This window comes from Microcoleus sp. BROC3, assembly GCF_036702515.1.
GTDB lineage: Bacteria > Cyanobacteriota > Cyanobacteriia > Cyanobacteriales > Microcoleaceae > Microcoleus.
This window is the reverse complement of the sequence record NZ_JAUBTQ010000011.1, coordinates 106,146-128,644: the sequence shown is the minus strand read 5'-3', so window position 1 is coordinate 128,644 and position 22,499 is coordinate 106,146. Positions and strand designations below refer to the sequence as shown.

22 protein-coding genes are annotated in these 22,499 nt (G+C 46.8%); 10 read left to right on the top strand and 12 right to left on the bottom strand.

What is annotated here, in order from left to right:
• The first annotated feature begins 93 nt into the window (after positions 1–93).
• The 4 genes from QUB30_RS09815 to QUB30_RS09800 all read left to right on the top strand — a co-directional run bounded on the left by QUB30_RS09815 (position 94) and on the right by QUB30_RS09800 (position 3,342).
• Positions 94–945, top strand: coding sequence for an alpha/beta fold hydrolase (locus QUB30_RS09815; protein WP_333332508.1), 852 nt, complete (start codon positions 94–96; stop codon positions 943–945).
• Positions 946–1,056: 111 nt separating this feature from the next.
• Positions 1,057–1,500: a photosystem II protein PsbQ gene (gene psbQ / locus QUB30_RS09810; protein ID WP_333332506.1), complete on the top strand. Its 444-nt coding sequence runs from the start codon at positions 1,057–1,059 to the stop codon at positions 1,498–1,500.
• Positions 1,501–1,680: 180 nt separating this feature from the next.
• Positions 1,681–2,808 carry an FAD-dependent oxidoreductase gene (locus tag QUB30_RS09805; RefSeq protein ID WP_333332503.1) on the top strand — a complete coding sequence of 376 codons (1,128 nt, stop codon included), beginning with the start codon at positions 1,681–1,683 and terminating at the stop codon, positions 2,806–2,808.
• A 51-nt stretch (positions 2,809–2,859) separates the two neighbouring features.
• A complete protein-coding gene (locus QUB30_RS09800) occupies positions 2,860–3,342 on the top strand; it encodes a hypothetical protein (RefSeq protein WP_333332500.1) in 483 nt (160 codons plus the stop codon).
• 5 nt (positions 3,343–3,347) lie between these two features.
• Here QUB30_RS09800 and QUB30_RS09795 read toward each other — a convergent pair whose 3' ends face one another.
• The 4 genes from QUB30_RS09795 to QUB30_RS09780 all read right to left on the bottom strand — a co-directional run bounded on the left by QUB30_RS09795 (position 3,348) and on the right by QUB30_RS09780 (position 7,728).
• Positions 3,348–3,695: a hypothetical protein gene (locus tag QUB30_RS09795; protein WP_333332497.1), complete on the bottom strand. Its 348-nt coding sequence runs from the start codon at positions 3,693–3,695 to the stop codon at positions 3,348–3,350.
• Positions 3,683–4,252, bottom strand: a complete 570-nt coding sequence (locus tag QUB30_RS09790) for a hypothetical protein (RefSeq protein ID WP_333332494.1) — start codon at positions 4,250–4,252, stop codon at positions 3,683–3,685. The genes QUB30_RS09795 and QUB30_RS09790 overlap by 13 nt, the downstream gene beginning before the upstream one ends.
• Before the next feature lie 140 nt (positions 4,253–4,392).
• Positions 4,393–4,809 carry an NUDIX hydrolase gene (locus QUB30_RS09785; RefSeq protein ID WP_333332491.1) on the bottom strand — a complete coding sequence of 139 codons (417 nt, stop codon included), beginning with the start codon at positions 4,807–4,809 and terminating at the stop codon, positions 4,393–4,395.
• 288 nt (positions 4,810–5,097) lie between these two features.
• On the bottom strand, positions 5,098–7,728 hold the full coding sequence (locus QUB30_RS09780) for a M1 family metallopeptidase (protein ID WP_333332488.1): 2,631 nt from the start codon (positions 7,726–7,728) through the stop codon (positions 5,098–5,100).
• A 224-nt stretch (positions 7,729–7,952) separates the two neighbouring features.
• On the opposite strand from QUB30_RS09780, the gene QUB30_RS09775 reads away from it, so the two are divergent.
• Both QUB30_RS09775 and cas6 read left to right on the top strand, forming a co-directional pair.
• Positions 7,953–9,035 carry a class I fructose-bisphosphate aldolase gene (locus QUB30_RS09775; RefSeq protein ID WP_333332484.1) on the top strand — a complete coding sequence of 361 codons (1,083 nt, stop codon included), beginning with the start codon at positions 7,953–7,955 and terminating at the stop codon, positions 9,033–9,035.
• 191 nt (positions 9,036–9,226) lie between these two features.
• The gene (gene cas6, locus QUB30_RS09770; protein WP_333332481.1) at positions 9,227–10,108 is read left to right on the top strand and encodes a CRISPR-associated endoribonuclease Cas6; all 882 of its coding nucleotides are present in this window, start codon (positions 9,227–9,229) and stop codon (positions 10,106–10,108) included.
• Here the strand turns inward: cas6 and QUB30_RS09765 are convergent, their stop codons facing one another.
• The gene (locus QUB30_RS09765) at positions 10,109–10,435 is read right to left on the bottom strand and encodes an antibiotic biosynthesis monooxygenase (protein WP_333243287.1); all 327 of its coding nucleotides are present in this window, start codon (positions 10,433–10,435) and stop codon (positions 10,109–10,111) included.
• Between the two features lie 428 nt (positions 10,436–10,863).
• Here QUB30_RS09765 and QUB30_RS09760 point away from each other — a divergent pair, with 428 nt between their 5' ends.
• Positions 10,864–11,331, top strand: a complete 468-nt coding sequence (locus QUB30_RS09760; protein ID WP_333332478.1) for a response regulator — start codon at positions 10,864–10,866, stop codon at positions 11,329–11,331.
• A gap of 100 nt (positions 11,332–11,431) precedes the next feature.
• A complete protein-coding gene (locus QUB30_RS09755; RefSeq protein WP_333332475.1) occupies positions 11,432–11,725 on the top strand; it encodes a DUF2103 domain-containing protein in 294 nt (97 codons plus the stop codon).
• On the opposite strand, the gene QUB30_RS09750 is transcribed toward QUB30_RS09755, so the two are convergent.
• From QUB30_RS09750 to QUB30_RS09720, 7 genes are all read right to left on the bottom strand, one after another.
• Entirely contained in the window at positions 11,714–12,340 is a 627-nt protein-coding gene (locus QUB30_RS09750) for a HEAT repeat domain-containing protein (protein ID WP_333332472.1), read from the bottom strand. The genes QUB30_RS09755 and QUB30_RS09750 overlap by 12 nt on opposite strands.
• 254 nt (positions 12,341–12,594) lie before the next feature.
• Positions 12,595–13,428 carry a HEAT repeat domain-containing protein gene (locus QUB30_RS09745; protein ID WP_333332469.1) on the bottom strand — a complete coding sequence of 278 codons (834 nt, stop codon included), beginning with the start codon at positions 13,426–13,428 and terminating at the stop codon, positions 12,595–12,597.
• 184 nt (positions 13,429–13,612) lie between these two features.
• Positions 13,613–13,894 (bottom strand): phycobilisome linker polypeptide, encoded by a 282-nt coding sequence (locus tag QUB30_RS09740; protein ID WP_333332467.1) that lies wholly within the window; start codon positions 13,892–13,894, stop codon positions 13,613–13,615.
• Between the two features lie 101 nt (positions 13,895–13,995).
• On the bottom strand, positions 13,996–14,865 hold the full coding sequence (locus QUB30_RS09735; RefSeq protein WP_333332463.1) for a phycobilisome linker polypeptide: 870 nt from the start codon (positions 14,863–14,865) through the stop codon (positions 13,996–13,998).
• Positions 14,866–15,064: 199 nt separating this feature from the next.
• Positions 15,065–15,880 carry a phycobilisome linker polypeptide gene (locus QUB30_RS09730; protein WP_333332460.1) on the bottom strand — a complete coding sequence of 272 codons (816 nt, stop codon included), beginning with the start codon at positions 15,878–15,880 and terminating at the stop codon, positions 15,065–15,067.
• 147 nt (positions 15,881–16,027) lie between these two features.
• Complete coding sequence (gene cpcA / locus QUB30_RS09725; RefSeq protein ID WP_333243264.1) at positions 16,028–16,516, bottom strand: phycocyanin subunit alpha; 489 nt, start codon at positions 16,514–16,516, stop codon at positions 16,028–16,030.
• Between the two features lie 100 nt (positions 16,517–16,616).
• Complete coding sequence (locus tag QUB30_RS09720; RefSeq protein ID WP_333332457.1) at positions 16,617–17,135, bottom strand: phycocyanin subunit beta; 519 nt, start codon at positions 17,133–17,135, stop codon at positions 16,617–16,619.
• 980 nt (positions 17,136–18,115) lie between these two features.
• Here QUB30_RS09720 and QUB30_RS09715 point away from each other — a divergent pair.
• Positions 18,116–20,935: a cation-transporting P-type ATPase gene (locus QUB30_RS09715; RefSeq protein WP_333332454.1), complete on the top strand. Its 2,820-nt coding sequence runs from the start codon at positions 18,116–18,118 to the stop codon at positions 20,933–20,935.
• Positions 20,936–21,255: 320 nt separating this feature from the next.
• Positions 21,256–22,488 (top strand): AAA family ATPase, encoded by a 1,233-nt coding sequence (locus QUB30_RS09710; RefSeq protein WP_333332451.1) that lies wholly within the window; start codon positions 21,256–21,258, stop codon positions 22,486–22,488.
• Positions 22,489–22,499: the final 11 nt, after the last annotated feature.

Below are 22,499 nucleotides of genomic sequence, written 5' to 3'. Positions count from 1 at the left end.
TTAGTTGGGTAAGGTACTATGTGTGCACCCAACTATTAGGTAAGTAGGGCGGGGAATACCCGCCTTATTGTTTAATAAATAACAAGTAAAATAATGTTAATTGATGAGAAAATAGTTGAAGTAGGCCCGCTGCAATGGTTTTATCGGGAAACAAATCCGGTTAACGAAACTGAGAAACCGCCCGTACTGCTGCTGCACGGTTTGCCGTCCCAGAGTTTTACCTGGACTGTAATGATGCCGGATTTGGCAGCAAGCGGATTTAGATCGATCGCCCCAGATTGGGTGGGTTACGGGCGATCGACAAAACCAGACAAGCGCGACTTTGCCTACACTCCCGATGCTTTTGTTGAGTCCCTCGCTGGTTTTATTGAAGCTATAGAATTAAAACGGTTTCACCTGGTTGTCCAAGGATTTTTAGCTTCGGCCGGCATTCAGTACGCTTTGCGAAATCCCGATAAAATAGAGCGTTTAGCTGTCATCAATACACCAGTTTCAGCAGATATCAAATTGCCGTGGAAAATGCAGCAGTTGGGACTGCCTTTTATTGGCGACATGATGACGCAAGACCCGCTTTTGGTAGACAGAACTCTCGAAGGCGGCAGCCGGCAGACGATATCAGACAAGGATTTAGATGTTTACCGCCGCCCGTTTTTGAAGAGTTCGGATGCAGGTCGATCGCTGATGAATACTGTCCGCAATATTCAATTGCCCCAGTCAATGGCCGAAATTGAATCCGGCTTGAAAGCATGGACTCGACCAACTTTATTTGTCTGGGGTTTGACAGATCCTTGGCTGAGTGTTGAACCAGTTCAAAAGCTAGTGGGTTCCCTGCAAAATGCAGAGTTAGTCACACTGGAACAAGCGGGGCATTATCCTCAAGAACATTGGTCAGAAAAAGTTGGCGATGCTCTGATAACTTTTCTGCGCCGCCAGGAGGTAAAATAATATTTTGTACATAAGTCTCGGTGCTAGGTCAGCGAAGCAAAGCCTCGCCGATCTGCATTCCCAGGCCAAGCCTGAGAACGAGAAATCTAAAATCTAAAATCTAAAATCGATATGACTCGTCCCCGTTCATTTTTGGCCTTGATGATGGCGTTTTTGATGGCATTTCTGGTCAGTTGCAGCAGTGTCGAAGCAAAAATTCCCACGACTTACACAGCAGCCCAAATCCAGCAAATTGAGCGCTATGTTCCTACCCTGACAGAGTTCCGATCGCGCATGGACAAATTGGGCACCCTAATTCAAAACCGAAATTGGGTTGATACCAGAACTTACATTCACGGGCCTCTAGGCGACTTGCGCAACACCATGAAAACGGTCTCTGCGAGTTTATTGCCTAAGTCTCAACAACAAGCTGTTGATTTGACCAAGAGTTTGTTTGCAGATTTGGTTAACATCGATCTTGCTGCTAAAGACCTTGACTATGCAAAAGTCACGGCCAGCTATCAAAAAGCTGTCAATGATTTCGATAGCTTCTTGCAGCTAATTCCTAAAGCTTAATTAGCCTTAACTCACATCTTGTATCATTGTCAAGAACAGGCAAGATGCCTGTTCCACAAAGAAAGAATCAGTTTTCTTGTGGGGCGGGCATCTTGCCCGCCCGAAAAAGGCTTATATGGGCAGAACCTAGGAAGCAGTTAATTTAAAATCTAAAATCTAAAATCTAAAATCTAAAATTGAATGGTTCGCGTTGCAATTATTGGTTGCGGTATTATTGGGGCGTCGATCGCCTTTGAACTAAGTCAATTTCCCGAACTGAAAGTTACTGTATTCGACAAACAGCCGCCGGCACAAGGTTCTACTGGCGCTGCACTCGGTGTTTTGATGGGAGTTATCAGCCACAAAACTAAGGGCAGAAATTGGCAGTTGAGGGAAACCAGCCTTCAGCGCTACGAAACTTTGGTTCCAGAATTGGAAGCAGTTACGGGGCGAAAAATTCCTTTTAACAAACAAGGAATTTTAATGCTTTGTTCGGAGGGAGAGGATTTAAGTAAGTGGGAAAAATTGATAGCAACGCGCGAATCTCAAGGTTGGCAATTGGAACTTTGGGATGTGGAACGAGTGCGCGAACTCTGCCCTCATCTCTATTTAAACGATCGGATTATTGCTGCGATTTATTCGCCTCAAGATCGGCAAGTCGATCCGACGGCGCTAACTTTGGCTTTGGTTGATGCTGCTAAACTCAAAGGAGTTAATTTTGAGTTTGGGGTGGAAGTTGAAGGCATTACTGAGTTGAATTCTCAGGCGTCTGGGATTCAACTCCCATCTTCCATTGCTGTCAATAAGTCTTGTGGAACAGGCATCTTGCCTGTTGCTGAAAATTTCGATCGACTAATTGTCTGCGCTGGTTTGGGTTCTGCTGCTGTGACTGCATCGTTAAATCAGTTGGTTGACATTCGCCCGGTGTTGGGACAAGCGCTGCATTTGCTGACGCGCAATCCTGTAGGAAACCCAGATTTTAGCCCGGTAATTACTTGCGATGACGTTCACATTGTGCCTGTGGGCGATCGCGAATTTTGGGTGGGGGCGACGGTGGAGTTTTCCGAAAATGGCGGGGAAATTCAGGCAAATGCTGATATGTTGGCGCAAGTGATGGCGAGGGCGAGATCACTTTGTCCGGCCTTAGCATTCGCCTCAATCATCAGGAAATGGTCTGGATTGCGCCCGCGGCCGGAAGGGCGGCCGGCCCCAATTATCGAGACGCTTCCCGGTAACGATCGCATTCTCATCGCCAGCGGCCACTATCGCAACGGTGTTCTGCTGGCCCCTGCAACAGCGCGATCGATTCGAGAAATGATTTTGCAATAATTAACAAATGTTAATACAATCAAGACAGCCATTCATATCTTACATCTAAATATGTCCGACAAACCTTTAGGTAAACCGCGCTCTTTGTGGCGAGTAATTTTGCTGTCTGGAGTCAGCTTGCTGATATATTACGGATGGTACAAATGGATTATTCAAGAAGAATTGCGTCGCTATAACGGCAGCGGTTGGTCGGGAACTCTTTGCTTGCTTCCCTTTGTTTTAGGAGTAGCCGTCCCCCAAGCTTTGCGGATATTCGATCCTGACGTTCCCGGATGGTTTGGTTGGTTTTCCCTCCTCGGTATTGCTTGGATTTACATCGTGCAGTTCAAACTTTACAACACAGTTAACGAATTGTACCGCCAAGAAGGAATCAAAGAACCGCTAACAGTTTGGTGGCTTTTTGTACCCGGTTTAAATTTAGTTGTCGGCTTGCGGCAAATTCACTTTTTGAGTCAGTTTTGGGCTAAAAAACAGGGAATTGAAGTTAAGGATAACTTAGCCGAAAGTATTCCTTTCCTCTCAGCTAACGCTTAAATAAATTAAGCTCCAATCGCTTGGCGCTGCGAGTAAATTTCTTCTATAAGCAGGTCACGCAGTTCATCAGCAATGTCCCTGGGAGGGTTGCCTGCGAGGGCGCGTCCAATCAGCCGTTCTGCTTCCCGGAGTTGGGTACACTCAATGGCAAGTACGGCGGCGCTCCGATGCAGTATAGAACGAGTAGGCTCAAAATCCCATTCGTTTGCTACTAAATCCGCTGCCGCCCGTTCTTTTGCAAAGGCGGCTCTGGTGAGTGCAGTCACTTGGTCGATATCACCGCACTGACGGGCGAGAACGGCTCGATCGACCAGTTCCATTGCTTCGTGGTGAAGGGCTTCTACGGTCTGCATTTTTTGACGATCCGTGCTTTGGGAGTACCGAACTCAATTACAGATACATAGCCAGGAGCTACGTCATCTGAAGGGCGGATTTGTTCTAATTTGATGTTAACTCTGGCTTGAATAATGCTGTCAGAACCTTTACGAATCCCGGAGACTTCTAAGCGGGCTTTGCGCTGAAATAGCGTGCCTGGATCTTCGAGCGAACCAAGCCAAAAGTCAAAACCTAACCCTTTACCTTTGACAGAGCGTTCGATGATGGTGAGTCCAGTGAGGTGAGGCATGATGAGCGCCGCGATACCGTAGGCTCCATATTCAGTGGCAACTTCCCGATCGGCGTTGAACCGACGGATAGTATCATCGATCGCATCCCATTGAATTTGGATTTCACAGGGTTGAATCCCCTCGATTGTCAGCGTCACAGGGATAGAGTGTCCTCCATCGTCGAGGCAAACGGCGGCTGCATCTGCACAGATGGCTCCGAAGGTGAGTGACCAGCCTGGACGTTCTGGCTTGTTATCGCGCAGGTCATTGAGGGAGAGAATTTTAATTGGGTTAAGGTTGGTCATCTCAGGAGATGGCTCCGGGCGATCGCATCTCCAGAATCTTACAGCATATAGTCTTCAGTCAAGTTGTTCTTTTAGCGAGTTCACCCGAATTTATGGTTGAAAACCAAAGTATTGGTAAGCCCGCCCTTACCGATTACTCTTCACCAGAACCGATTCGGCAAATCCCCCAAAATGAGTTTGAGTTCCGGTTCATTAACCCGCTTAATTGCTTTAGGAATACTTACCCACTCACGCTTTCTCTTGCTAGCTTCCGGCCAAATTTCTAGAACTGCTTGCACTTGCATTAAAAATACTCCTACCTGACAAGTACAGCCGGACTTTTGATACTCGTAAGTTCCAAGCAAATCCGGGAATACTTTACCCAACAAACCTGCTTCTTCCCAAGCTTCCTTGGCAGCGGAATCTTGGGGAGTCATATCAGGTTCAATTAATCCTTTCGGAATCACCCAGCGCTTGCTAGCAGAAGAAGTAATCAGCATTACTTCAATTTGTCCGTCTTGAATGCGATAGGGAATTACCCCCGATTGAGCGACCAGTAAAGCGATTTTTATACTCATGATTTCTGCAAGAATTCGAGGTGCAAAAGCTGCTGTAACCTCATGAACGGTTGACAACTAAAAAATAAAAACTGCATCCTGATTCTAGATAATTCCCCAGTTGAGACAACAATAAAGTGGAGAATAGAGAGAGTTGGCTTTTCCCATCTGTGAAAAGTAGCCAATTTAAATCCACTCCCACTGAATAACAATATTATTGTAATAACCGCGCACAATCCTCTACCGAAACGCAGATAAAAGCCGATCGCCAATATCTGCCTCGATCTGCGCCGGTCTGGGGTTTTACACCTAATCTTTCTTCGCCTTAGCCTCCAAATTTTCCATCCGACTCCTCAAATCTTGATTTTCCTTTTTCACCTGGTCTAATTCCTCCCGCAACTGCTTTACCGCTGCATCAGAACCAGCATTTTTCTGCACTCTTTGCACAGCTTCATCAGCCATGCGGCGGACTCTGCCGTCGGGAGTTTGGTCAGCTAAAGAACGCAAAATGCGAATTGCTTTGCGAGTTTGCATTTGTCCTAATCCCGCTACTACAGAAACTTGAGTCAAGAAAAATGTCTCTTTAGATAATTCTGCCAATCGCTGCAAAATCCGTTCTAAATTGACCTTGGTTTGACCAGTCGAAATTGTGCCCAAAGATCGAATTGCAGCCAAGCGCAAAGCTTGCGGAGTACCAGCGGCTGTGTATTTCAAAATTAGATTCAGCGCGTCTTCAGAAGTTTTCATTTGCGCCAAACCGGAAATAGCACCAGATCGCACTACCTCATTCCAGCCCTGACGCTCTTTCAGCACCAATTTTAACTCTTTCAGTACCTGTTCGTCTGTCGGTTTTTCGTCGGGGTTAGCCCCTGCAATCGAGCCCATAGCACTCGCCGCAGCAGCTTCTACATAATAGCTGTCGTCGCCTTTTTCGACGATCGACCTCAGCGCTTTATAAGTTTCGTGAGTTTGGATTTTACCCAGCGCATTCACCACAGCGCGGCGCACACGAGCATCTTTATCTTTTAAACCACTTACTAAACCTTCAAAAACTTGGTCGAGTTTAATTTCAACTAACTGACCGGCAACTTCCGCCCTAACTGCCCAGAACGGCTCTTTCTTGAGAACTTCTGACAGCGTTTTCACTGCTTCCAGCCCTCCTTTTTTCGCCAAAGCTTGGGCCGCGTAAATCCGGGAAACCGGGTCTGGATCGAATTGTAACTGAGCTTTGAGTTCCGCAATTCCATACTCTAAAACAACTGTTTTTAAGTAACTATTGCCGACATCGAAACTGATAAACGCCGGCTTCTCTTCTAGGGGGAAATAGAAGCTTTGCTCGCGTTCGTATATTCTGACGGTGAAAGTTTTTAGGTTAGCAGTAGAACGGGCATAACTGTTATCTTCTGCCTCTTTTTCCGGCTTGTAACCGAAGCCTATGGGAATTTTTAGGTCAAAGACCTCTTTGCTGTTGCCGTTGCCATTTTTGCTATCTTTTACCTGAGTTTGGGTCACAGTAACTTTTGCTAATTTGCTGTCGCCATCCCAGGAATAACTAACTTTATAATCTGGATGACCGCCACGATAAACGTACTGGTCAAACAAAAACATGAGATTGCGACCGGTAGCCTTTTCTATCGCCCTGAGCAAATCGATAGTTTCTACAGTTTTGTGAGCGTTATCCCGCACAAAAGTATGAATTGCTTTGTAAAATAATTCGTCGCCCAACTCGGCGCGAATCATGTGATAAACGCAAGCACCTTTTTCGTACAAATGGCGATCGTACAATTCGATTGCTTCGCGGTAAACGTGAGTAACGATCGGGCGGCGGTAGCGGGAACTATCTTCAGCTAAATAATTGCGGGCTTCATTTAACATATAGTAAGCCGCGTCTTCTTTACCGTATTCTTTGTCAGTCCACAGCACCTCGGAATAAGAAGCCATGCCTTCTTTTATCCAAGCATGAGACCAATGTTTAATTACTACTAAATCCCCGAACCACTGGTGAGCTAATTCGTGAGCAACTAAGCTTTCAGTACCTCGATTGTCGAGGGTGGCACGTTCATCTAACAAGCACCTATCTGTTAGCAAAGTTGTCGAAGTATTTTCCATACCGCCGAAGATAAAATCATCGACGCAGACTTGAGCGTATTTGGGAAAAGGGTAAGGATAGCCAAATGCTTTAGAGAAGAATTCAATCATTTGAGGCGTTTTGCCCATGCTGCGCTTAGCGTCTGCTTCGCGGCTTCTTTCCACGTAATAATTAACTGGTTTGCCGTTCCATTCGTCTTTAATTTCGGCAAAATCTCCGACTGCTAATGTCATTAAATACGTCGGGTGTACCTGGGTTTGAGACCAGTGATAAATTTTATCGTCGCCTTCGTTTTTTGTACTAATTAATTCGCCGTTGGAAATAGCAAATAGTTGTCTCGGAACTTGCACTCGAATTTCCGAAGTTGCCAACTGTCCGGGATAGTCGAAACAGGGAAACCAGAAACGGGAATCTTCGTCTTCGCCTTGAGTCCAAACTTGAGTTGGTTTGTCTGGGTAGTGTTTCTCCGGGCCGACGAAATAGAGACCGCGCTGGGGTTTTTCGACCGAATATTCGATCGCAATAGTAATTGGTTGGTAAGCTTCTGTTGGTTCGTGCAGTTGAATTTGCAGCACTTCGCCGTCGCTGTCGAAATTTTGATCTTTTTCGCCAATTTTTACCGATTTAATATTGAGGTTTACTGCATCTAATGTTAATTTGTCAATGCCGCTGCGGACTGGATTGAGGCGGATGCTGCAAGTGCCGCGAAAGCTTTGTTTGGGAATATCCAGCACTAAATCGAGGAAAATATGCTCTACTTGACCGGGGCGATCGGGGTTGTAATGCGGCCGAGCACCGGGCATCTCGAAGGATTTGTGACCGTTTTCAGAATCAAAGTAAGTGTGTGACATTGTGATGGCAAAGTTGTGAATCGATCGGCGATCGCTGGCAGCGCCGATCCGGCTGAACTGCCAGCTTATTATAGAGTAGCGCGTCCTAGTTGCTGTTGTCGCTAACTTGTTAAAAACTGGGTCTAGCGTTGACGGGATGGAAAATATGATTTTTTCGCTACAATATCAGCAAGGTTAATGTTTGCAATCATCAGCCTGCAATTGAAATTGAGAGGGAAATCTGTATGACAGCTACACTATCAGTTCCCAGTTCGATCGAATCTTGGCTTGGCGACGAAGCCGAAGACTTGCTCGCCCATCAAGCGAAAGTTTCTAAAGATTTGTTGCACCTGCCGGGCCCGGATTGGGTCGATCGCATTTTTGCTCAAACCGATCGCTCTCCCCAAGTTTTGCGATCGCTTCAGCAACTCTATTCTAGCGGACGCTTGGCGAATACCGGCTATTTATCCATCCTGCCGGTAGACCAAGGAATCGAACACTCTGCCGCCGCTTCTTTTGCACCGAATCCCATCTATTTTGACAGCGAAAATATCATTAAATTAGCAATTTCGGCTGGCTGCAATGCTGTCGCAACTACCCTAGGAGTTTTGGGAAGCGTATCTCGCAAATACGCGCACAAAATCCCTTTTATTGTCAAGCTCAATCACAACGAATTGCTGACTTATCCCAATCAATACGACCAAATAATGTTTGCTTCTGTCGAGCAAGCTTGGAATTTGGGAGCAGTTGCAGTCGGAGCAACAATTTATTTTGGTTCGCCGGAATCGACGAGGCAAATCCAAGAAGTCAGTCAGGCTTTTGCACACGCTCACGAATACGGAATGGCGACAATTTTATGGTGCTATCTCCGCAACGATATCTTTAAACAAGACAAAGATTATCACGTTGCAGCAGATTTGACCGGGCAAGCAAATCACTTGGGAGTGACAATTCAAGCTGATATTATCAAGCAGAAATTGCCCGAATGCAACAACGGCTACGAAGCTGTTGCTAAAGCTAGTGGCCACAGTTACGGGAAAACAGACAAGCGCGTTTATTCGGATTTGACAACGGATCACCCGATCGATCTAACTCGCTATCAAGTGCTCAACTGTTATGCGGGAAGGATGGGTTTAATCAACTCCGGGGGTGCTTCCGGGAAAAGCGATTTTGCAGAAGCAATTCGCACGGCGGTAATCAACAAGCGCGCTGGCGGCTGCGGCTTAATTTCCGGGCGCAAAACTTTTCAGCGTCCTTTTGAAGAAGGCGTAAAATTGTTCAACGCCATCCAAGACGTTTATTTGTCGCCAGAAATCTCGATCGCCTAAAAATTCCCAGCACAGAGATTTGCCTCTATATCACAACCTAAACATAGGGTGCGCACTGCGCAGAAATCTTCCTAAACGTAGGGTGCGCACTGCGCACCTTACCTTCTTGAGATTGGTTAATATAAGTTGCAACTTAGCTGTAATCTTAATACTAGCTGAACATTTCTCAAGACACAGTATATAATTTAAAAATGCCCCACAGCCTTGTTTTAAACCTGCTGCCAGTTGCACCAATTCCATCCCAGTTTTTAACGGGACGGCACCTCCACGCTTTATTTCTCAACTTGGTGAGTGCTGTAGACACCAATTTGAGCGCGTACCTGCACGACCAATCTCATGAAAAAGCTTTCACTTTAAGCCCTTTTCAAGTAAGCAGAAAAGAGGCTTACAAAAGCAGTACGCCACAGCTACAAAAGAGAGTTTTGCCTCCGGCTTCCCGCACAATTTTGCAGGCTGTACAGTGGGAACACAAGCAAGCAATTCAGAAAAATACGCCTATTTGGTGGCGAATTTCTCTGCTGGATGACGGTTTGTTCGATCGCCTAACTCTACTTTGGCAGCAACTCAATTTCGATCGCCCTTGGCATCTTGGCCCGACTAATATATACATTACTAATATTTTGAGCGAACCGCAATCACACGAGCCTTGGGTGAACTTTTGTACTTACGCCGAATTGTTCGATAGAGCTTCGGAAACTGAGCGCCAAATTGCTTTAACTTTTTGCACTCCTACTAATTTTCGGCAAGGTGTGTACGATAGTGCTATGCCCACTCGTGAGAGTATTTTTGGCAGTTTAGCCAATCGCTGGAACAAGTACAGCAGGATTGCGATCGAACCTACTTTTACAGAAGCTATTTTCCCTAGTTTCTTCGATATCCGAACAGAAGTTAGTACGGATTCTCGCAGTAAATTTATTGGCTGCGTCGGCGATATTAGTTACCGAATTATGGGAGATATAGCTCCTACTACTATCAAGCAAATTAACACTTTAGCAGATTTTGCGCTTTACAGCGGAGTCGGGCGAAAGACGCCGATGGGTATGGGAATGACGCGCCGGTTGCAGGATTTTTAATCATTCACTTTTCGGCTGAATTTCACTGACGATTTCATAAACATCAGTGTCGGGAATTTTGGCAAATAAAGGCGTCATCTGTTTCAATATTTCCTGATAAGCTTGGCTTTGATTGGCGGTCATCTCTTCTACGCTTTCCCAAAAAATGATGGCAATACCTTTGTCTGTATTGGGCAATTGCAGCAGGTATGCTCCCTTAAAACCTGTCGCATAAGTTGCAACAGCTTTTTCAAAAAGTTCTTCTGCTGCTTTAAATTTTCCTGGTTTAAATTCACCAATGGCAACGTAAGCAAACTGATGTCTGAGAAAGTCGAGAAATTCTGACATATCTTTTTCCTCACTTAATACCGATACACCAAGTTATATTTTACCCGATCGCCCAAAATTTGTGAACTTCGCATTTTGTAGTTTTGCGCTCAGATCATCGGCGAATTTATTAATTACACCTAGCTGCGTGCCCAACTCAAATAGAAACTTTTTGAGTCAGGCGGCTGGAATCTCTATTAAATAAACTGTTGAATCCCAAATTTTAGACCTTCACAATCCTAGGTAGGCTGGAGCGAGTTCGAGCGCTACAACAAAAGGTAAAGCTGCCGAGCGATCGAATAAGCGTGCGTAGCTGCGATCGCACGCTTTGAAGTAAAAAGTAGCCCGTAAAAGTGGGTTTTTGCAATAACCCTATTGAATTTCTTAAAACTCAAATGCCAGAATCATAACATACAAATATAAACAAAGTAAAGAGGAAACTAAAACAAATGAAAAAAATATTAGTCATAGAAGACGACGACTTAATCCGAGAAACCGTATTAGAACTTCTGAAATCGCGAGGTTTTGAAGCTGTCGGCGCCGAAAACGGAGAAGTCGGTATCGAGTTAGCTGCCCAAATTCCAGATTTAATTTTGTCTGATGTCATGATGCCCGAAGTAGACGGTTTAGAAGTTTTCGCGGTTTTGCGATCGCAACCTGCAACCGCCAGCATTCCGTTTATTTTTATGACTGGTTCAGAAATGGAAGGGGTTCTAGAACTTAAAGCAGACGGCTATCTCAAGAAACCTTGCAGCGCCGCCAAAATACTCGGGGCGATCGCCACTCAACTAGAAAAACAGACAATTACCAACCCAAAATATCAACAAGTACAGGACAATTTTGCACCATCAAATCTCAGCTTGCGGGGCTGGAATCAAAAATTTCGATTTGAGATTGCGTCGCTTTGCTCGCAATAACACGCACAGTAACGTTATTGATACGTAAGTTGAGGGAATTTAAAATTGGTTCCACCCAGGGGTGGCTTAGACTGGGTATGTTGAATTTGGTTAAAAATTTATGAACGCACAACCCAAAGGCCGCCTAGTTTGGAATCACTCTACCCACCTTCCCGGTTTGATACCAATTTTAGAGCGCCTCACCCTAAAACTCGGCATTCAAACCGTCACTCCGGGCGTCATCAACAAAGTTAAAGGACACATCCCCCGCATGACATTAAGAGTGTCGGTACCGATTCGCGGGGGATTTAAAATCATTGCCAGACAGGGCACAACCGTACAAGAAGTCTTTATATTAACCACTCTCAGTCAAAGGGACTTGGAAGAGACGATCGCCCTAACCCTAGCCAAGTGACAATCTTTGTTTGGCTAGCAAAGCCCGGGCTCTAATTGAAGCAGTTTCGTCGCGATCGACAATTTCGTCCAACCTGGCCGAAACTTCCGCTAAGCAATCTGGTTTAACAGTCGCAGCGCCCGCCAAAGCTTCCAAGCCCCCCACTGCTGCGTAGCGAACCACCCATTCCGGGTCTCGGGACGCTTGCAGCAGCGTTTTAAGAGCGCGAATTTGAGCATCTAAAACTTGTTCTGCTGGCATCAGTTCCCAGCAAATCGTCCCCAAACCCCTAGCCGCGGCCCGCCGCACACTCAAAGCAAAGTCATTCGCCGCCGCATCCAGCAAAATCTCCAAACCCCTGGGGTCGCCAATTCCCGCCAAAGCCCGAACAGCCCAAGCTCTCGCTCCGTAATTGTAGCCGTCAAGCTGTTCTAGAAGCGGCAGCACCGCAGGTTCTCCGAGTTGAATTAGCCCATCAACGGCGGCAACAGCAGCCCCTGGGTTGTTGTAACCGAGCACTGTAATTAACGTAGGAATTGCTTGTTTTGAGGAAGCTGCAGCCAGTGCTTTGACTGCATTTAACAAGCCTTCGGAAGAATCTGCTTGTTCGACAGCGCGAATTAGTTCTAATGCCATTTATTTGTAAGCTTTACCGTGACCATTGTAATTCTAGGTTGGGTCGATCGCGCGATCGAACTTTTTGCCATCTCACCCACCAACACTCTCATCTAAATAGGTAGGGACACAGCAGTGCTGTGTCCTAAATGTACTCAAATACTATGCCGTAGGGACACAGCACTGCTGTTTCCTGAAATGTGCTGTTTCCTAAATTTACGCGAGACAATTGAGAATCGCTACAGCAATCCTATTTCAGTTGTGACTAATTTTTTTTAAAGTAAACTATCCATTAAATCCATAACACGGATAGCATCATCTGACAAAGATAGTGATTCTTGTTGATTGAGGTGATGCTCCAAAACTCCTTTGAGCGCAATCAATTTCATGCTATTTTCTGCTAAAGTCTCTGAAATAGCTTGCGCTCCCGGCAAATAGCCGATCGCCCCCAAGTCCATCAAAGCCGATCGCCTCAACTGCAAATTATCCCCATTCAAAGCACTTACCAACCGTTCTCCGTAAACCCGCTCACCAGTTAACTGATACATCGCGCGCGCCGCAGCGTACTGCACCCGCTCCACAGAGTGTTCTAAAAAAGGTGAAATTAGCGGTATTGCTTCTATCGCTTGCAGCGTTCCCAAAGCTTCAATTACCGAGTCGTAAGGCTGCACTAGATGCGATTTTCCCGGCACTCGCACCGCCGCAGAAATTCCCCCCTCTAAGAGTTTCATTAGCCGTGGAATAGAATCGCGGTCGCCCAGCATTTCTAGAGCTTGAGCCGCCGCTTCCCGCACGTAATAATCCGCGCATTCTAAACAGCTAATTAGCGCCGGCAAGGCTTGTTTATCTCCCAATTTTCCCAGAGCTCGCGCCGCATTTCTCAGTAGGGAATAATCGCCGATTTTGGTTTGTTCTGATTCTTCTTGCAAAGCATCAATAAGAGCTGCAATAACAGCCGGTTCCTTGACTCTAAACCGGCCAACCCACCAAGCCGCGTAATAGCGAAGACTATAATCTTGGGAGTGGAGATTTGCGATCGCCTGTTCCACAGTTAAAGACTCGCCCTCAGCTACACCCGCCGGCGGTGAGTCGGATTCGTAATAATCCATAGTGATTAGTTATTAGTTATTCGTTATTCGGCGATTGAAATCGCTGCTACACAGACAAAACCCGCCTGCGCGGGTTGGGGAAATTCTTAGTGCGCCCAGGCGGACTTCATTTGTGCAGTCGCGATTTCAATTGCGCCTTCTAGCTTGTGTAGGAGCGATTTTAATCGCGCCTGCAACCAAACTATTAGTTATCACCCGATGATTCATGGGATGATTCAGGGGATGATTCTGCGATCGCGCTTAAAGGATGAATGCTGACTATTTTCCCGCCCATGCGAGTAATCCGCTGCATTTCTTGATTCATGCGATTGTAAGGCACGGTGATAAATGTACTCGCGCTCGATCGAATCGAATAATCGATTTTTTCTGTATCATCGCTTTGGCGCAAGCCGACAACTTCATACCGAAAGCAACGACCAGCGGAAGCTGTATTGCCACTTGTTCCTGCTACAATTTGACCAAACATAAGCTCATTGGTAATGGGTAATGGGTAATTAGTCAGTAGTCAGTTGTTAGTTATTAGTTGTTATTTGTTATTTCTTGGTTCCAATAACCAATAACTAACAACTAAATTGGAGTAATGCTGGCAATTTTCGCGCCCATGCGTTGAAATTTCTGCATTTGCGAGGACAAATCCTCAACAGGTACGATGAAAGCCTTGCTGCTGCGGCGCACGCTGGGATAGCCGCCCGTGCGAATTCCCGACACTTCCACGCGGAACAGCCGCCCTTCTTTGCCGTAAGCTGCCGCGCCGCCGAAGCCGCTGCCTGGAGTCACGTTTCTGGCAGAAGGGCGGTATGCCCAACCTTCGTTACCGCCGGAGGGGCCAACTACAGCCGTAGCGCTGTTTGTCCCGAGTTCGACAGCCAAGCGAGAGTTATTGCCTTCTAGTTGAGATGTATCGCTGTTTGCATAACCGCGATACAGCCGGAACATCCGGGTAAAACCGACGGTTTTTTGCCCCCGCTGAGTATCAAAACCCCGGAAGTAAGGTACAATATTGTCGGCAAAGTTTTCTTGATACTCTACTGAATCGATGTAAGAATCAATATCAGCATCGTAGCCTTGTGTTTGGTACAAATCTAAGTGATAGACGACTTCTGATTCGTCGTATGGAGCGCGACCGAGCAAGTGTTTGTAGTTTAGTTCGATCGTCCGAGTTTGAAAGCTGCTGTAGAAAAACTTAGTTTTGTACAGTTCCGATTTTGCCACTGCGCGCACAAATTCTCGTACCGTTAAACTGCCATCTCGCAGCAGAGATTCAGCGCTTGTCAGGCGTTCGGATTTCATCAAATAATCGTTGCCCAACAACTGACGGTAAACGGCGCGAATTACTACTTCCACGTCATCTTTGCTGTAGTTAGGGCGCAATTCTACCTTTGGCGCATCGCTGAGTGCCGATGTTCCCAGTCTGGACGCTGCTGTCGTAATAGCCACCAGATTTTCTCCTAAATTAATTACAAAAATTCTAAGTTTTGTTGCAACTTGAGATTTTTAGGACTAAAGCCCATATGTGTCCAAGTAAGGTGCGCAGTGCACAGCTTCTCCACGTAGGCTGCGCACTGCGCACCTTACCTATACACATAAATTAGTCCTAATGTGTTAAAGACACTTCAAAAAAACGTCTCGATCGACTTTAAGCAACAGTAATGCTTACCACTTTGCCGCCCCGTTTGTTGATTTGCTGCAAGCGACTCGAAAGTTGCTCGTAAGGCAGGAGATATTCAGTCGTAGTCCGGCGTACTTGGGGGGAAAACTTAGCCGAACCTTGCATTGCGGTGACTCGGTACAGTTGCCCGCGAGAACCGCCGGCAGCACCGGCCAGAGATTGTCCGCCAGAGGCTGTGTATATAGGCGAAGCCGTATTTCTCGCTACTTCCCAAGTCAGCCGTGCTTGAGTTTGGTTTTGCGAGCGATCGCTAGAAGCAAAACCCCGGTACAATTGAAACATCCGGTTAAAACCGACTGTTTTTTGACCTCTTTGAGTAGCGAAACCGCGATAGTAAGGCACTACACTTTCGCCAAAGTTTTCTTGATACTCAATTGAGTCAATGTAAGAATTGATTTCAGCTTCGTAGCCTTCTGCATTGTACAAATCTACGTGGAAAGCAATTTCCGACTCGTCGTAAGGAGCCCGGCCCAACAAATGCTTGTAATTAAGCTCGATTAGCCGCGTTTGCGAGTTCGGGTAAAAAAACTTTTTCCGATAAGTTTCGGACTGAGCAATTGACCGCACAAAATCTCTAACTGAAATCTGTCCTTGCATCAGCAGAGATTCAGCACTGGTAACTCGTTCGCTCGACATTAAATACTCGTTGCCGAAAACTTGCCTGTAAGCGGCGCGAATTACTGCTTTTGCATCGTCTTGCGTCCAGTGAGGGCGCAGTTCTACCTGTCCTGATTCTTCAAATGCTTTTATTCCCAACCGTTCTGCTGCACCTAATCCTGCCATCTTTGCTTCTCCCTTTTTGCTTTAAAAACTGAAAACTTGTAAAAAAAGTATTTGCAAAACTAGGCTTCGATCGCAGATGCCCGGAATTGTATACAACCGCTAACACTCAAGCTAACAGCAGCTTACATTTCCGGGCATCACGCAAATCTAGCTCAGGGCGTTGATTGCGTAGTCGAGGTAGGAATTAGCTTCCACTGCGGGGTCGCCGCTCAGGCCGTGGTTGCCTTTGATGTACTTGAGGGCTTCAACGTACCAGCTAGGAGACAGTTCAAATGTCCGGTTGATTTCGTCGATGCCTGCAATCAGGTACTCATCCATCGGGCCGGTGCCGCCTGCAACTAAGCAGTAGGTGACCATGCGCAGGTAGTAGCCAATGTCGCGGGCGCACTTTGCTTTACCGGTTGGGGTAGAAGCGTAGTTGGGGCCTTGCATTTGTTGAGTGTACGGGAATTTGTTGTACACTGCTTGGGCTGCACCGTCGATCAAGCGCTGAGAGTTGGCTGTCAAAGCTTTAGCAGCTTCTAAGCTGGCGGATGCTTGGCGGAAACGACCGAAAGCTGTTTGAATTTCGGTGCTGCTCAAGAAGCGACCTTGAGAATCTGCTGCTGTGACTGCTTCGGTCAACGGGGTTTTCATTTTTCTGCTTTCTCCCTAATGTTTGTGATTTTTGGTACGAGTGGAACTTGTTAAAGCCCGATCGCTCGTGCTTTACAGATTTGGTTGCACAGGCTGGAGTTTAGCCTACTGCAGAAGCGGCGCGATCGAAGTAGCTGCCGACTTCAGACATCAGGGAGGTACAATCTCCACGAGTTACGCCGTTGGGGTCGTTAGCGATCGCCAAAGCGGCTTCTTTCATTTTTTGAACGCCGGTTGCTACAGAAGCGCCGGGAGTTCCCAATGCCAAGTAGGTTTCGCGCAGGCCGTTCAAGCAACGGTCGTCGAGTACGCTGGCGTCGCCTGCGAAAATCGCATAGGTGACGTAGCGCAAGATGATTTCCATGTCGCGCAAGCAAGCTGCCATGCGGCGGCTGGTGTAAGCGTTGCCGCCTGGGGCGATCAGTTGGGGCTGCTCAGCAAACAAAGAGCGAGCTGCATTGGCAACAATGCTGGAAGCGTTGCTGGTGATGCGGTTGACTGTATCCATGCGCTTGTTGCTTTCTGCAACCATTTGGCTGAGGGCATCCAATTGACCTGTGGCCAAAAATTCGCCGCGGGCGTCTGCTTGGGAAACCACTTTTGTAAATGCGTCAAACATGAAAGAACTCTCCTACTTGAGTTAATTGAGTTTGGTTGCGGTATAAAACCGTTAAGTTAAATTTGTTCAGGTTTTTAAACCTGCAAGGGTTGAAGGTTGACGCCAGCTACTGCACTGGCCGGCTCGTTCTCTCCCTTTCCGCTACCTGTAATATTCTTACATTGCAACGGACGTTTAACAAACCTTAGAAAATTTTACACCTTTTATGAGATGCGACAAACCTTGTTAATCAGTCTTTTTGTTAACTTTAGCCTGTCGTTTCAACCCTCTGATAACCTTTATACAACGCTCGCCCGCGTTTGTTTATTACAAATTATTACAGAACCTTATCTCTCGGAGAAGGTAAATCTGGGTGGGAGGAAGGCGGAAAATTCTACTTCCTCCGGTAGATGCGCTGTTGCCGCGAGCAACAAATAGTCTGGTAATGTAGCCCTTGCTGCGGAGGTGGGGCCGCCCCGAACCCTCGCGTCGCCCGATCGCCTCTGTTGGCTTTCCCACGGAAAACTAAATTGTTAAAAAGAGTTAAGCAAATTAAAGTTTTGCTAAAACAAGGCATTGGGAATAGGGAAAAAAGCAAAAATTATGCTCGATCCAAGATGCAGGAAGAATTCGGTGAGTAAAATCCCATAAAATGTGACTCAGATCGCTGCAGCCACAGCTTTTGCCGGAAATATAGCCATTGAAAGACGAAACTCAGCCGTTGGGCCTTGGGTAAAAGCCGAAGAAATTGCTAATTTTTAGTTAAGGTGGATAAGTGCTATCAGCGGTAGGTCTACAAACGGTGCGATCGAACCGCCAGAGGCAGTGAAGTTGAAAGCTTCCTGCTTCCCCGGCATCGAACCGCCCCATACGAGTCCTAAGTGAAACAGTTTTTTATTCAGAACTCAAAACTAAAAACTCTCTCACTGCCATCAGCCACATGGATCGGCTGTAGCTGTCCGGCCGCAACCACCTTTATGCCCCATGCTCGATCGTAATTTATGTCTTCAACTTCTCCCTCTTCTTGGCACACCGTAGCAATTGACAAAACTCTCAAGCAGCTAAGCAGCAACAAAGACGCTGGATTGAGCAGCCAACAGGTGTCAGAACGCTTGCAGCAATACGGCCCCAACGAACTAGAAGAAACCGGAGGCCGCAGTCCGTGGTCGATTTTTGTCGATCAGTTCACCAACATCATGTTGTTGATGCTGATGGGTGTGGCCGTGATTTCGGCTTTTTTGGACATCCAGTCGAATACTTTTCCCAAAGATGCGATCGCCATTTTTGCGATCGTCATACTCAACGGCATTCTCGGCTATTTCCAAGAGCAAAGTGCTGAAAAAGCCCTCGCAGCTCTCAAAAACCTCGCTTCCCCCCTAGTCAGAGTCCTGCGGGACGGCAAAACTTCGGAAATAGCAGCCAAGGAACTCGTACCTGGAGACGTGATGCTATTGGAGGCTGGGGTAAAAATAGCAGCAGACGGACGCTTGATCGAAGCTTCCAACTTGCAAGTCAGAGAATCTGCTTTGACAGGAGAAGCTTTAGCAGTTACCAAGCAAGCCGATCTAGAACTTCCAGAAGATGCTTCCTTGGGCGATCGACTCAACCTGATTTTTCAGGGCACAGAAGTTGTTCAGGGACGGGCAAAGGCGATCGTCACCAACACCGGAATGCAAACGGAATTGGGCAAAATTGCCGCCATGCTTCAGTCAGTAGAAAGCGAACCGACTCCCCTGCAACAGCGGATGGGCCAGTTGGGAAATGTTCTAGTCTCCGGTGCCCTAGCCTTAGTCGCAGTTGTCGTCATCGGCGGGATGATTACCTTCAAAAACGGCGGCATCGGGTTCGATACCAGCAGGTTTCCAGAACTCTTAAAAGTTTCTCTCAGTATGGCTGTGGCTGTGGTTCCCGAAGGACTCGCGGCAGTCGTGACAGTTACTCTGGCACTCGGAACTAGGCGGATGGTGAAGCGAAACGCCCTGATTCGCAAACTGCCTGCCGTAGAAACTTTGGGTTCAGTTACTACCATTTGTTCTGACAAAACAGGTACTCTGACTCAAAATAAAATGGTAGTTCAGCTAGTGTGTACGGGCGACTGCACTGTCGGCATCTCGGGCGACGGCTATGCCCCGATCGGAGATTTTACAGATCGCCATACATCAGCCCAAATTAATAATTTAGAGGAATATCCAGAACTCGAATCTTTATTAATTGCCTGTGCAGTTTGCAACGACGCCGTATTGCAGCAAGAACAGCAAGAATGGAAGATTTTGGGCGACCCCACGGAGGGAGCTCTGCTGTCTTTGGCGGGAAAAGCAGGCATTTATAAAGAAAAACAGTCTCAATTGCTGCAGCGGACGGCGGAATTTCCTTTTTCTTCCGAACGCAAGCGGATGAGCGTGATTTGCGAAGTGCCCGGCAGCTCGGGACATTCGGGATTTCCCGCAGCAGAAGGACAGCAGCCGAATTATTTGATGCTGACCAAAGGTTCTCCAGAGTTGACTTTAGAGCGCTGCAAAGGCATTGTTGTCGGCGATCGAGTACAACCTTTAAATCAGGAAATGCGCGATCGCATTCTCACCGAAAACAACAACATGGCAAGCGGCGGTTTGCGAGTCCTGGGGTTTGCGTACAAACTCTGGGAAAACTTGCCGCCCGAAGGTTCTGACGAAACCAGCGAACAAGACATGATTTGGCTGGGACTCGTCAGTATGCTGGACGCCCCGCGCCCGGAAGTGCGGGAAGCAGTGGTGAAGTGCCGCGATGCAGGGATTCGGGTGGTGATGATTACAGGAGACCACCAGTTGACAGCAAAAGCCATAGCCTACGATTTAGGTATTGCTAGAGAGGGCGATCGAGTTCTCAGCGGTCAAGAATTAGAAAAGCTCAGCCAAGAAGAACTCAAACAGCACGTCGAACAGGTTAGCGTTTACGCCCGCGTCTCCCCCGAACACAAATTGCGCATTGTCCAAGCTTTGCAAAGTTCGGGCAAATTTGTAGCCATGACCGGCGACGGCGTTAACGACGCCCCCGCCTTGAAACAAGCCGATATCGGCATCGCAATGGGGATTACCGGCACCGATGTCAGCAAAGAAGCTAGCGATATGGTGCTCCTCGACGACAATTTCGCAACTATTGTCGCCGCCGCTGAAGAAGGGCGAGTGGTTTATACCAACATTCGCCGCTTTATTAAATACATTTTGGGTAGCAACATCGGCGAAGTTTTGACAATTGCCGCCGCACCTTTAATGGGTTTGGGAGGAGTCCCGCTGACGCCGCTGCAAATTTTGTGGATGAACTTAGTAACAGATGGCGTTCCCGCTTTGGCATTGGCCGTGGAACCGGCGGAACCGAACGTGATGAAAAAGCCTCCTTTCAGTCCGCGAGAAAGTATTTTTGCGCGGGGTTTGGGTTCTTATATGGTTCGGATCGGGATTATTTTTGCAATTTTGACGATCGCAATGATGTCCTGGGCTTACGGACATACTCACGCTCCCGGACACGGCAATCCAGATGCTTGGAAAACAATGGTGTTTACAACTCTTTGTTTGGCGCAAATGGGGCACGCGATCGCAATTCGGTCTAACACTCAGCTAACTATCGAGTTAAATCCCTTCACTAATATTTTTGTTTGGGGAGCTGTAATTGTTACTACTGCTTTGCAATTAATGCTGATTTACGTTCCGCCGCTGAGAACATTTTTTGGCACTCATTATTTAACGCCTTTTGAGTTGCTGGTTTGCTTTGGTTTTAGTGCGCTCATGTTTGTCTGGATAGAATTGGAAAAACTGTTCGTGCGCTTTTACAAAACTCGAAAATAGTGTTAGCGGATGACGGATAATGAGCGATGTTTCATTATTCGTTATACCGCTGGCATTGGCGCAATTTTCAACATTCGCCAGGGGTTCAAAACCCCTGGAGCGCAGCGAAAGTCATTGGGATGAAGACTAAATAGATTGTGTGTTAAAATAAAATATTTATTGCTTAGTTATAATGTGATTGCGAGCGCAACGCTCCCCGAAAATCGCAAACGCTCGCGATTGCAAACCTTTAAGGTGTGCCGGCCCCTGCACCCTACGGTGACTGTATTACCAATTACCAATTACCAATTACTAATTACCGATTACAGATTACTAATATTATGTATTTGAAAACGCTGCACCTACGGCAGTTTCGGAACTATTTCGATCAAAAGGTAGCGTTTGACGCTCCCAAAACCATTTTAGTAGGAAACAACGCTCAAGGAAAATCTAACTTGTTAGAAGCGGTAGAGTTACTTTCTACATTAAAAAGCCACAGAGTAGGGCGCGATCGCGATTTAATACTCGACTCAAAACCGAGCGGGCAAATTGATGCTACACTCGAACGCCAAACCGGAGCCATCGACTTAGCTTTAACTCTTCGCTCTGCGGCGCGTCGGACACTGAAGCTCAACGGTGAACCGCTGCGCCGCCATTTAGATTTTTTGAGCATTTTAAATGTAGTGCAATTTTCTTGTTTGGATTTGGACTTAGTGCGCGGCGGGCCCGAAGGAAGGCGCAATTGGATCGATCGCCTAGTCATTCAGTTAGAACCGATTTACGCTCACATTTTGCAGCAGTACAACCAAATTTTGCGCCAGCGAAACGCTCTGTTGAAACGTTCTAAAGAAATCAGGAAAGCGGAATTTTCCGAAAGTTTTGACAAAATCCGATTTATTGCACCCGAAAGTCCCGAACTGGAAAATAAAGAAGATTTACCACTTCCCAATTCCCAATTCCCAATTCCCAGTTCAGAATTAGCTTTGTGGGACGCGCAGTTGGCGACAGCGGGGGCTCGCGTCATCCGCAGGCGCGATCGAATTTTGGAGCGATTGATGCCTTTAGCTCGAAATTGGCACCGTTCAATTAGCGGTTCCGCAGAAGTTTTAGATGTGAAATACGATGCTAATATCGAAGTAGGTGCAGAATTAATCGCTAAAGACAATCTCGAAGGAGTGCGGCAAGCATTTTTAGAGAAAATTCAAAAAAGGGCGATCGCAGAACAGTTTCAAGGAACCACTTTAGTCGGCCCCCACCGCGACGACATTACATTTACCATTAACAATACGCCAGCTCGTCAATACGCATCCCAAGGTCAGCAGCGAACTCTGGTATTAGCATTAAAATTAGCCGAATTGCAGCTTATTGAAGAAGTTGTCGGCGAAGCGCCTTTACTCTTGCTCGACGACGTACTTGCAGAACTCGATCTGAGCCGCCAAAATCAACTTTTAGAAACTATTCAAGAACGATTTCAAACTCTGATTACTACAACTCACCTAGGCGCTTTTGATGCTCAGTGGCTGCGACAAACCCAAATTCTCTCCGTCGTTGCTGGACAAATCAATCGATTTTAGATTTTAGATTT

Bases quoted from the DNA above. Each gene is read 5' to 3' on its own strand.
- QUB30_RS09745 (WP_333332469.1), bottom strand. From the start codon at position 13,428: ATGGATTATTACGAATCCGACTCACCGCCGGCGGGTGTAGCTGAGGGC.
- QUB30_RS09740 (WP_333332467.1), bottom strand. From the start codon at position 13,894: ATGTTTGGTCAAATTGTAGCAGGAACAAGTGGCAATACAGCTTCCGCT.
- QUB30_RS09755 (WP_333332475.1), top strand. From the start codon at position 11,432: ATGAACGCACAACCCAAAGGCCGCCTAGTTTGGAATCACTCTACCCAC.
- QUB30_RS09730 (WP_333332460.1), bottom strand. From the start codon at position 15,880: ATGGCAGGATTAGGTGCAGCAGAACGGTTGGGAATAAAAGCATTTGAA.
- QUB30_RS09720 (WP_333332457.1), bottom strand. From the start codon at position 17,135: ATGTTTGACGCATTTACAAAAGTGGTTTCCCAAGCAGACGCCCGCGGC.
- QUB30_RS09800 (WP_333332500.1), top strand. From the start codon at position 2,860: ATGTCCGACAAACCTTTAGGTAAACCGCGCTCTTTGTGGCGAGTAATT.
- QUB30_RS09785 (WP_333332491.1), bottom strand. From the start codon at position 4,809: ATGAGTATAAAAATCGCTTTACTGGTCGCTCAATCGGGGGTAATTCCC.
- psbQ (WP_333332506.1), top strand. From the start codon at position 1,057: ATGACTCGTCCCCGTTCATTTTTGGCCTTGATGATGGCGTTTTTGATG.
- QUB30_RS09805 (WP_333332503.1), top strand. From the start codon at position 1,681: ATGGTTCGCGTTGCAATTATTGGTTGCGGTATTATTGGGGCGTCGATC.
- QUB30_RS09760 (WP_333332478.1), top strand. From the start codon at position 10,864: ATGAAAAAAATATTAGTCATAGAAGACGACGACTTAATCCGAGAAACC.
- QUB30_RS09710 (WP_333332451.1), top strand. From the start codon at position 21,256: ATGTATTTGAAAACGCTGCACCTACGGCAGTTTCGGAACTATTTCGAT.
- cpcA (WP_333243264.1), bottom strand. From the start codon at position 16,516: ATGAAAACCCCGTTGACCGAAGCAGTCACAGCAGCAGATTCTCAAGGT.
- QUB30_RS09715 (WP_333332454.1), top strand. From the start codon at position 18,116: ATGTCTTCAACTTCTCCCTCTTCTTGGCACACCGTAGCAATTGACAAA.
- QUB30_RS09815 (WP_333332508.1), top strand. From the start codon at position 94: ATGTTAATTGATGAGAAAATAGTTGAAGTAGGCCCGCTGCAATGGTTT.
- cas6 (WP_333332481.1), top strand. From the start codon at position 9,227: ATGCCCCACAGCCTTGTTTTAAACCTGCTGCCAGTTGCACCAATTCCA.
- QUB30_RS09780 (WP_333332488.1), bottom strand. From the start codon at position 7,728: ATGTCACACACTTACTTTGATTCTGAAAACGGTCACAAATCCTTCGAG.
- QUB30_RS09790 (WP_333332494.1), bottom strand. From the start codon at position 4,252: ATGACCAACCTTAACCCAATTAAAATTCTCTCCCTCAATGACCTGCGC.
- QUB30_RS09750 (WP_333332472.1), bottom strand. From the start codon at position 12,340: ATGGCATTAGAACTAATTCGCGCTGTCGAACAAGCAGATTCTTCCGAA.
- QUB30_RS09775 (WP_333332484.1), top strand. From the start codon at position 7,953: ATGACAGCTACACTATCAGTTCCCAGTTCGATCGAATCTTGGCTTGGC.
- QUB30_RS09765 (WP_333243287.1), bottom strand. From the start codon at position 10,435: ATGTCAGAATTTCTCGACTTTCTCAGACATCAGTTTGCTTACGTTGCC.
- QUB30_RS09795 (WP_333332497.1), bottom strand. From the start codon at position 3,695: ATGCAGACCGTAGAAGCCCTTCACCACGAAGCAATGGAACTGGTCGAT.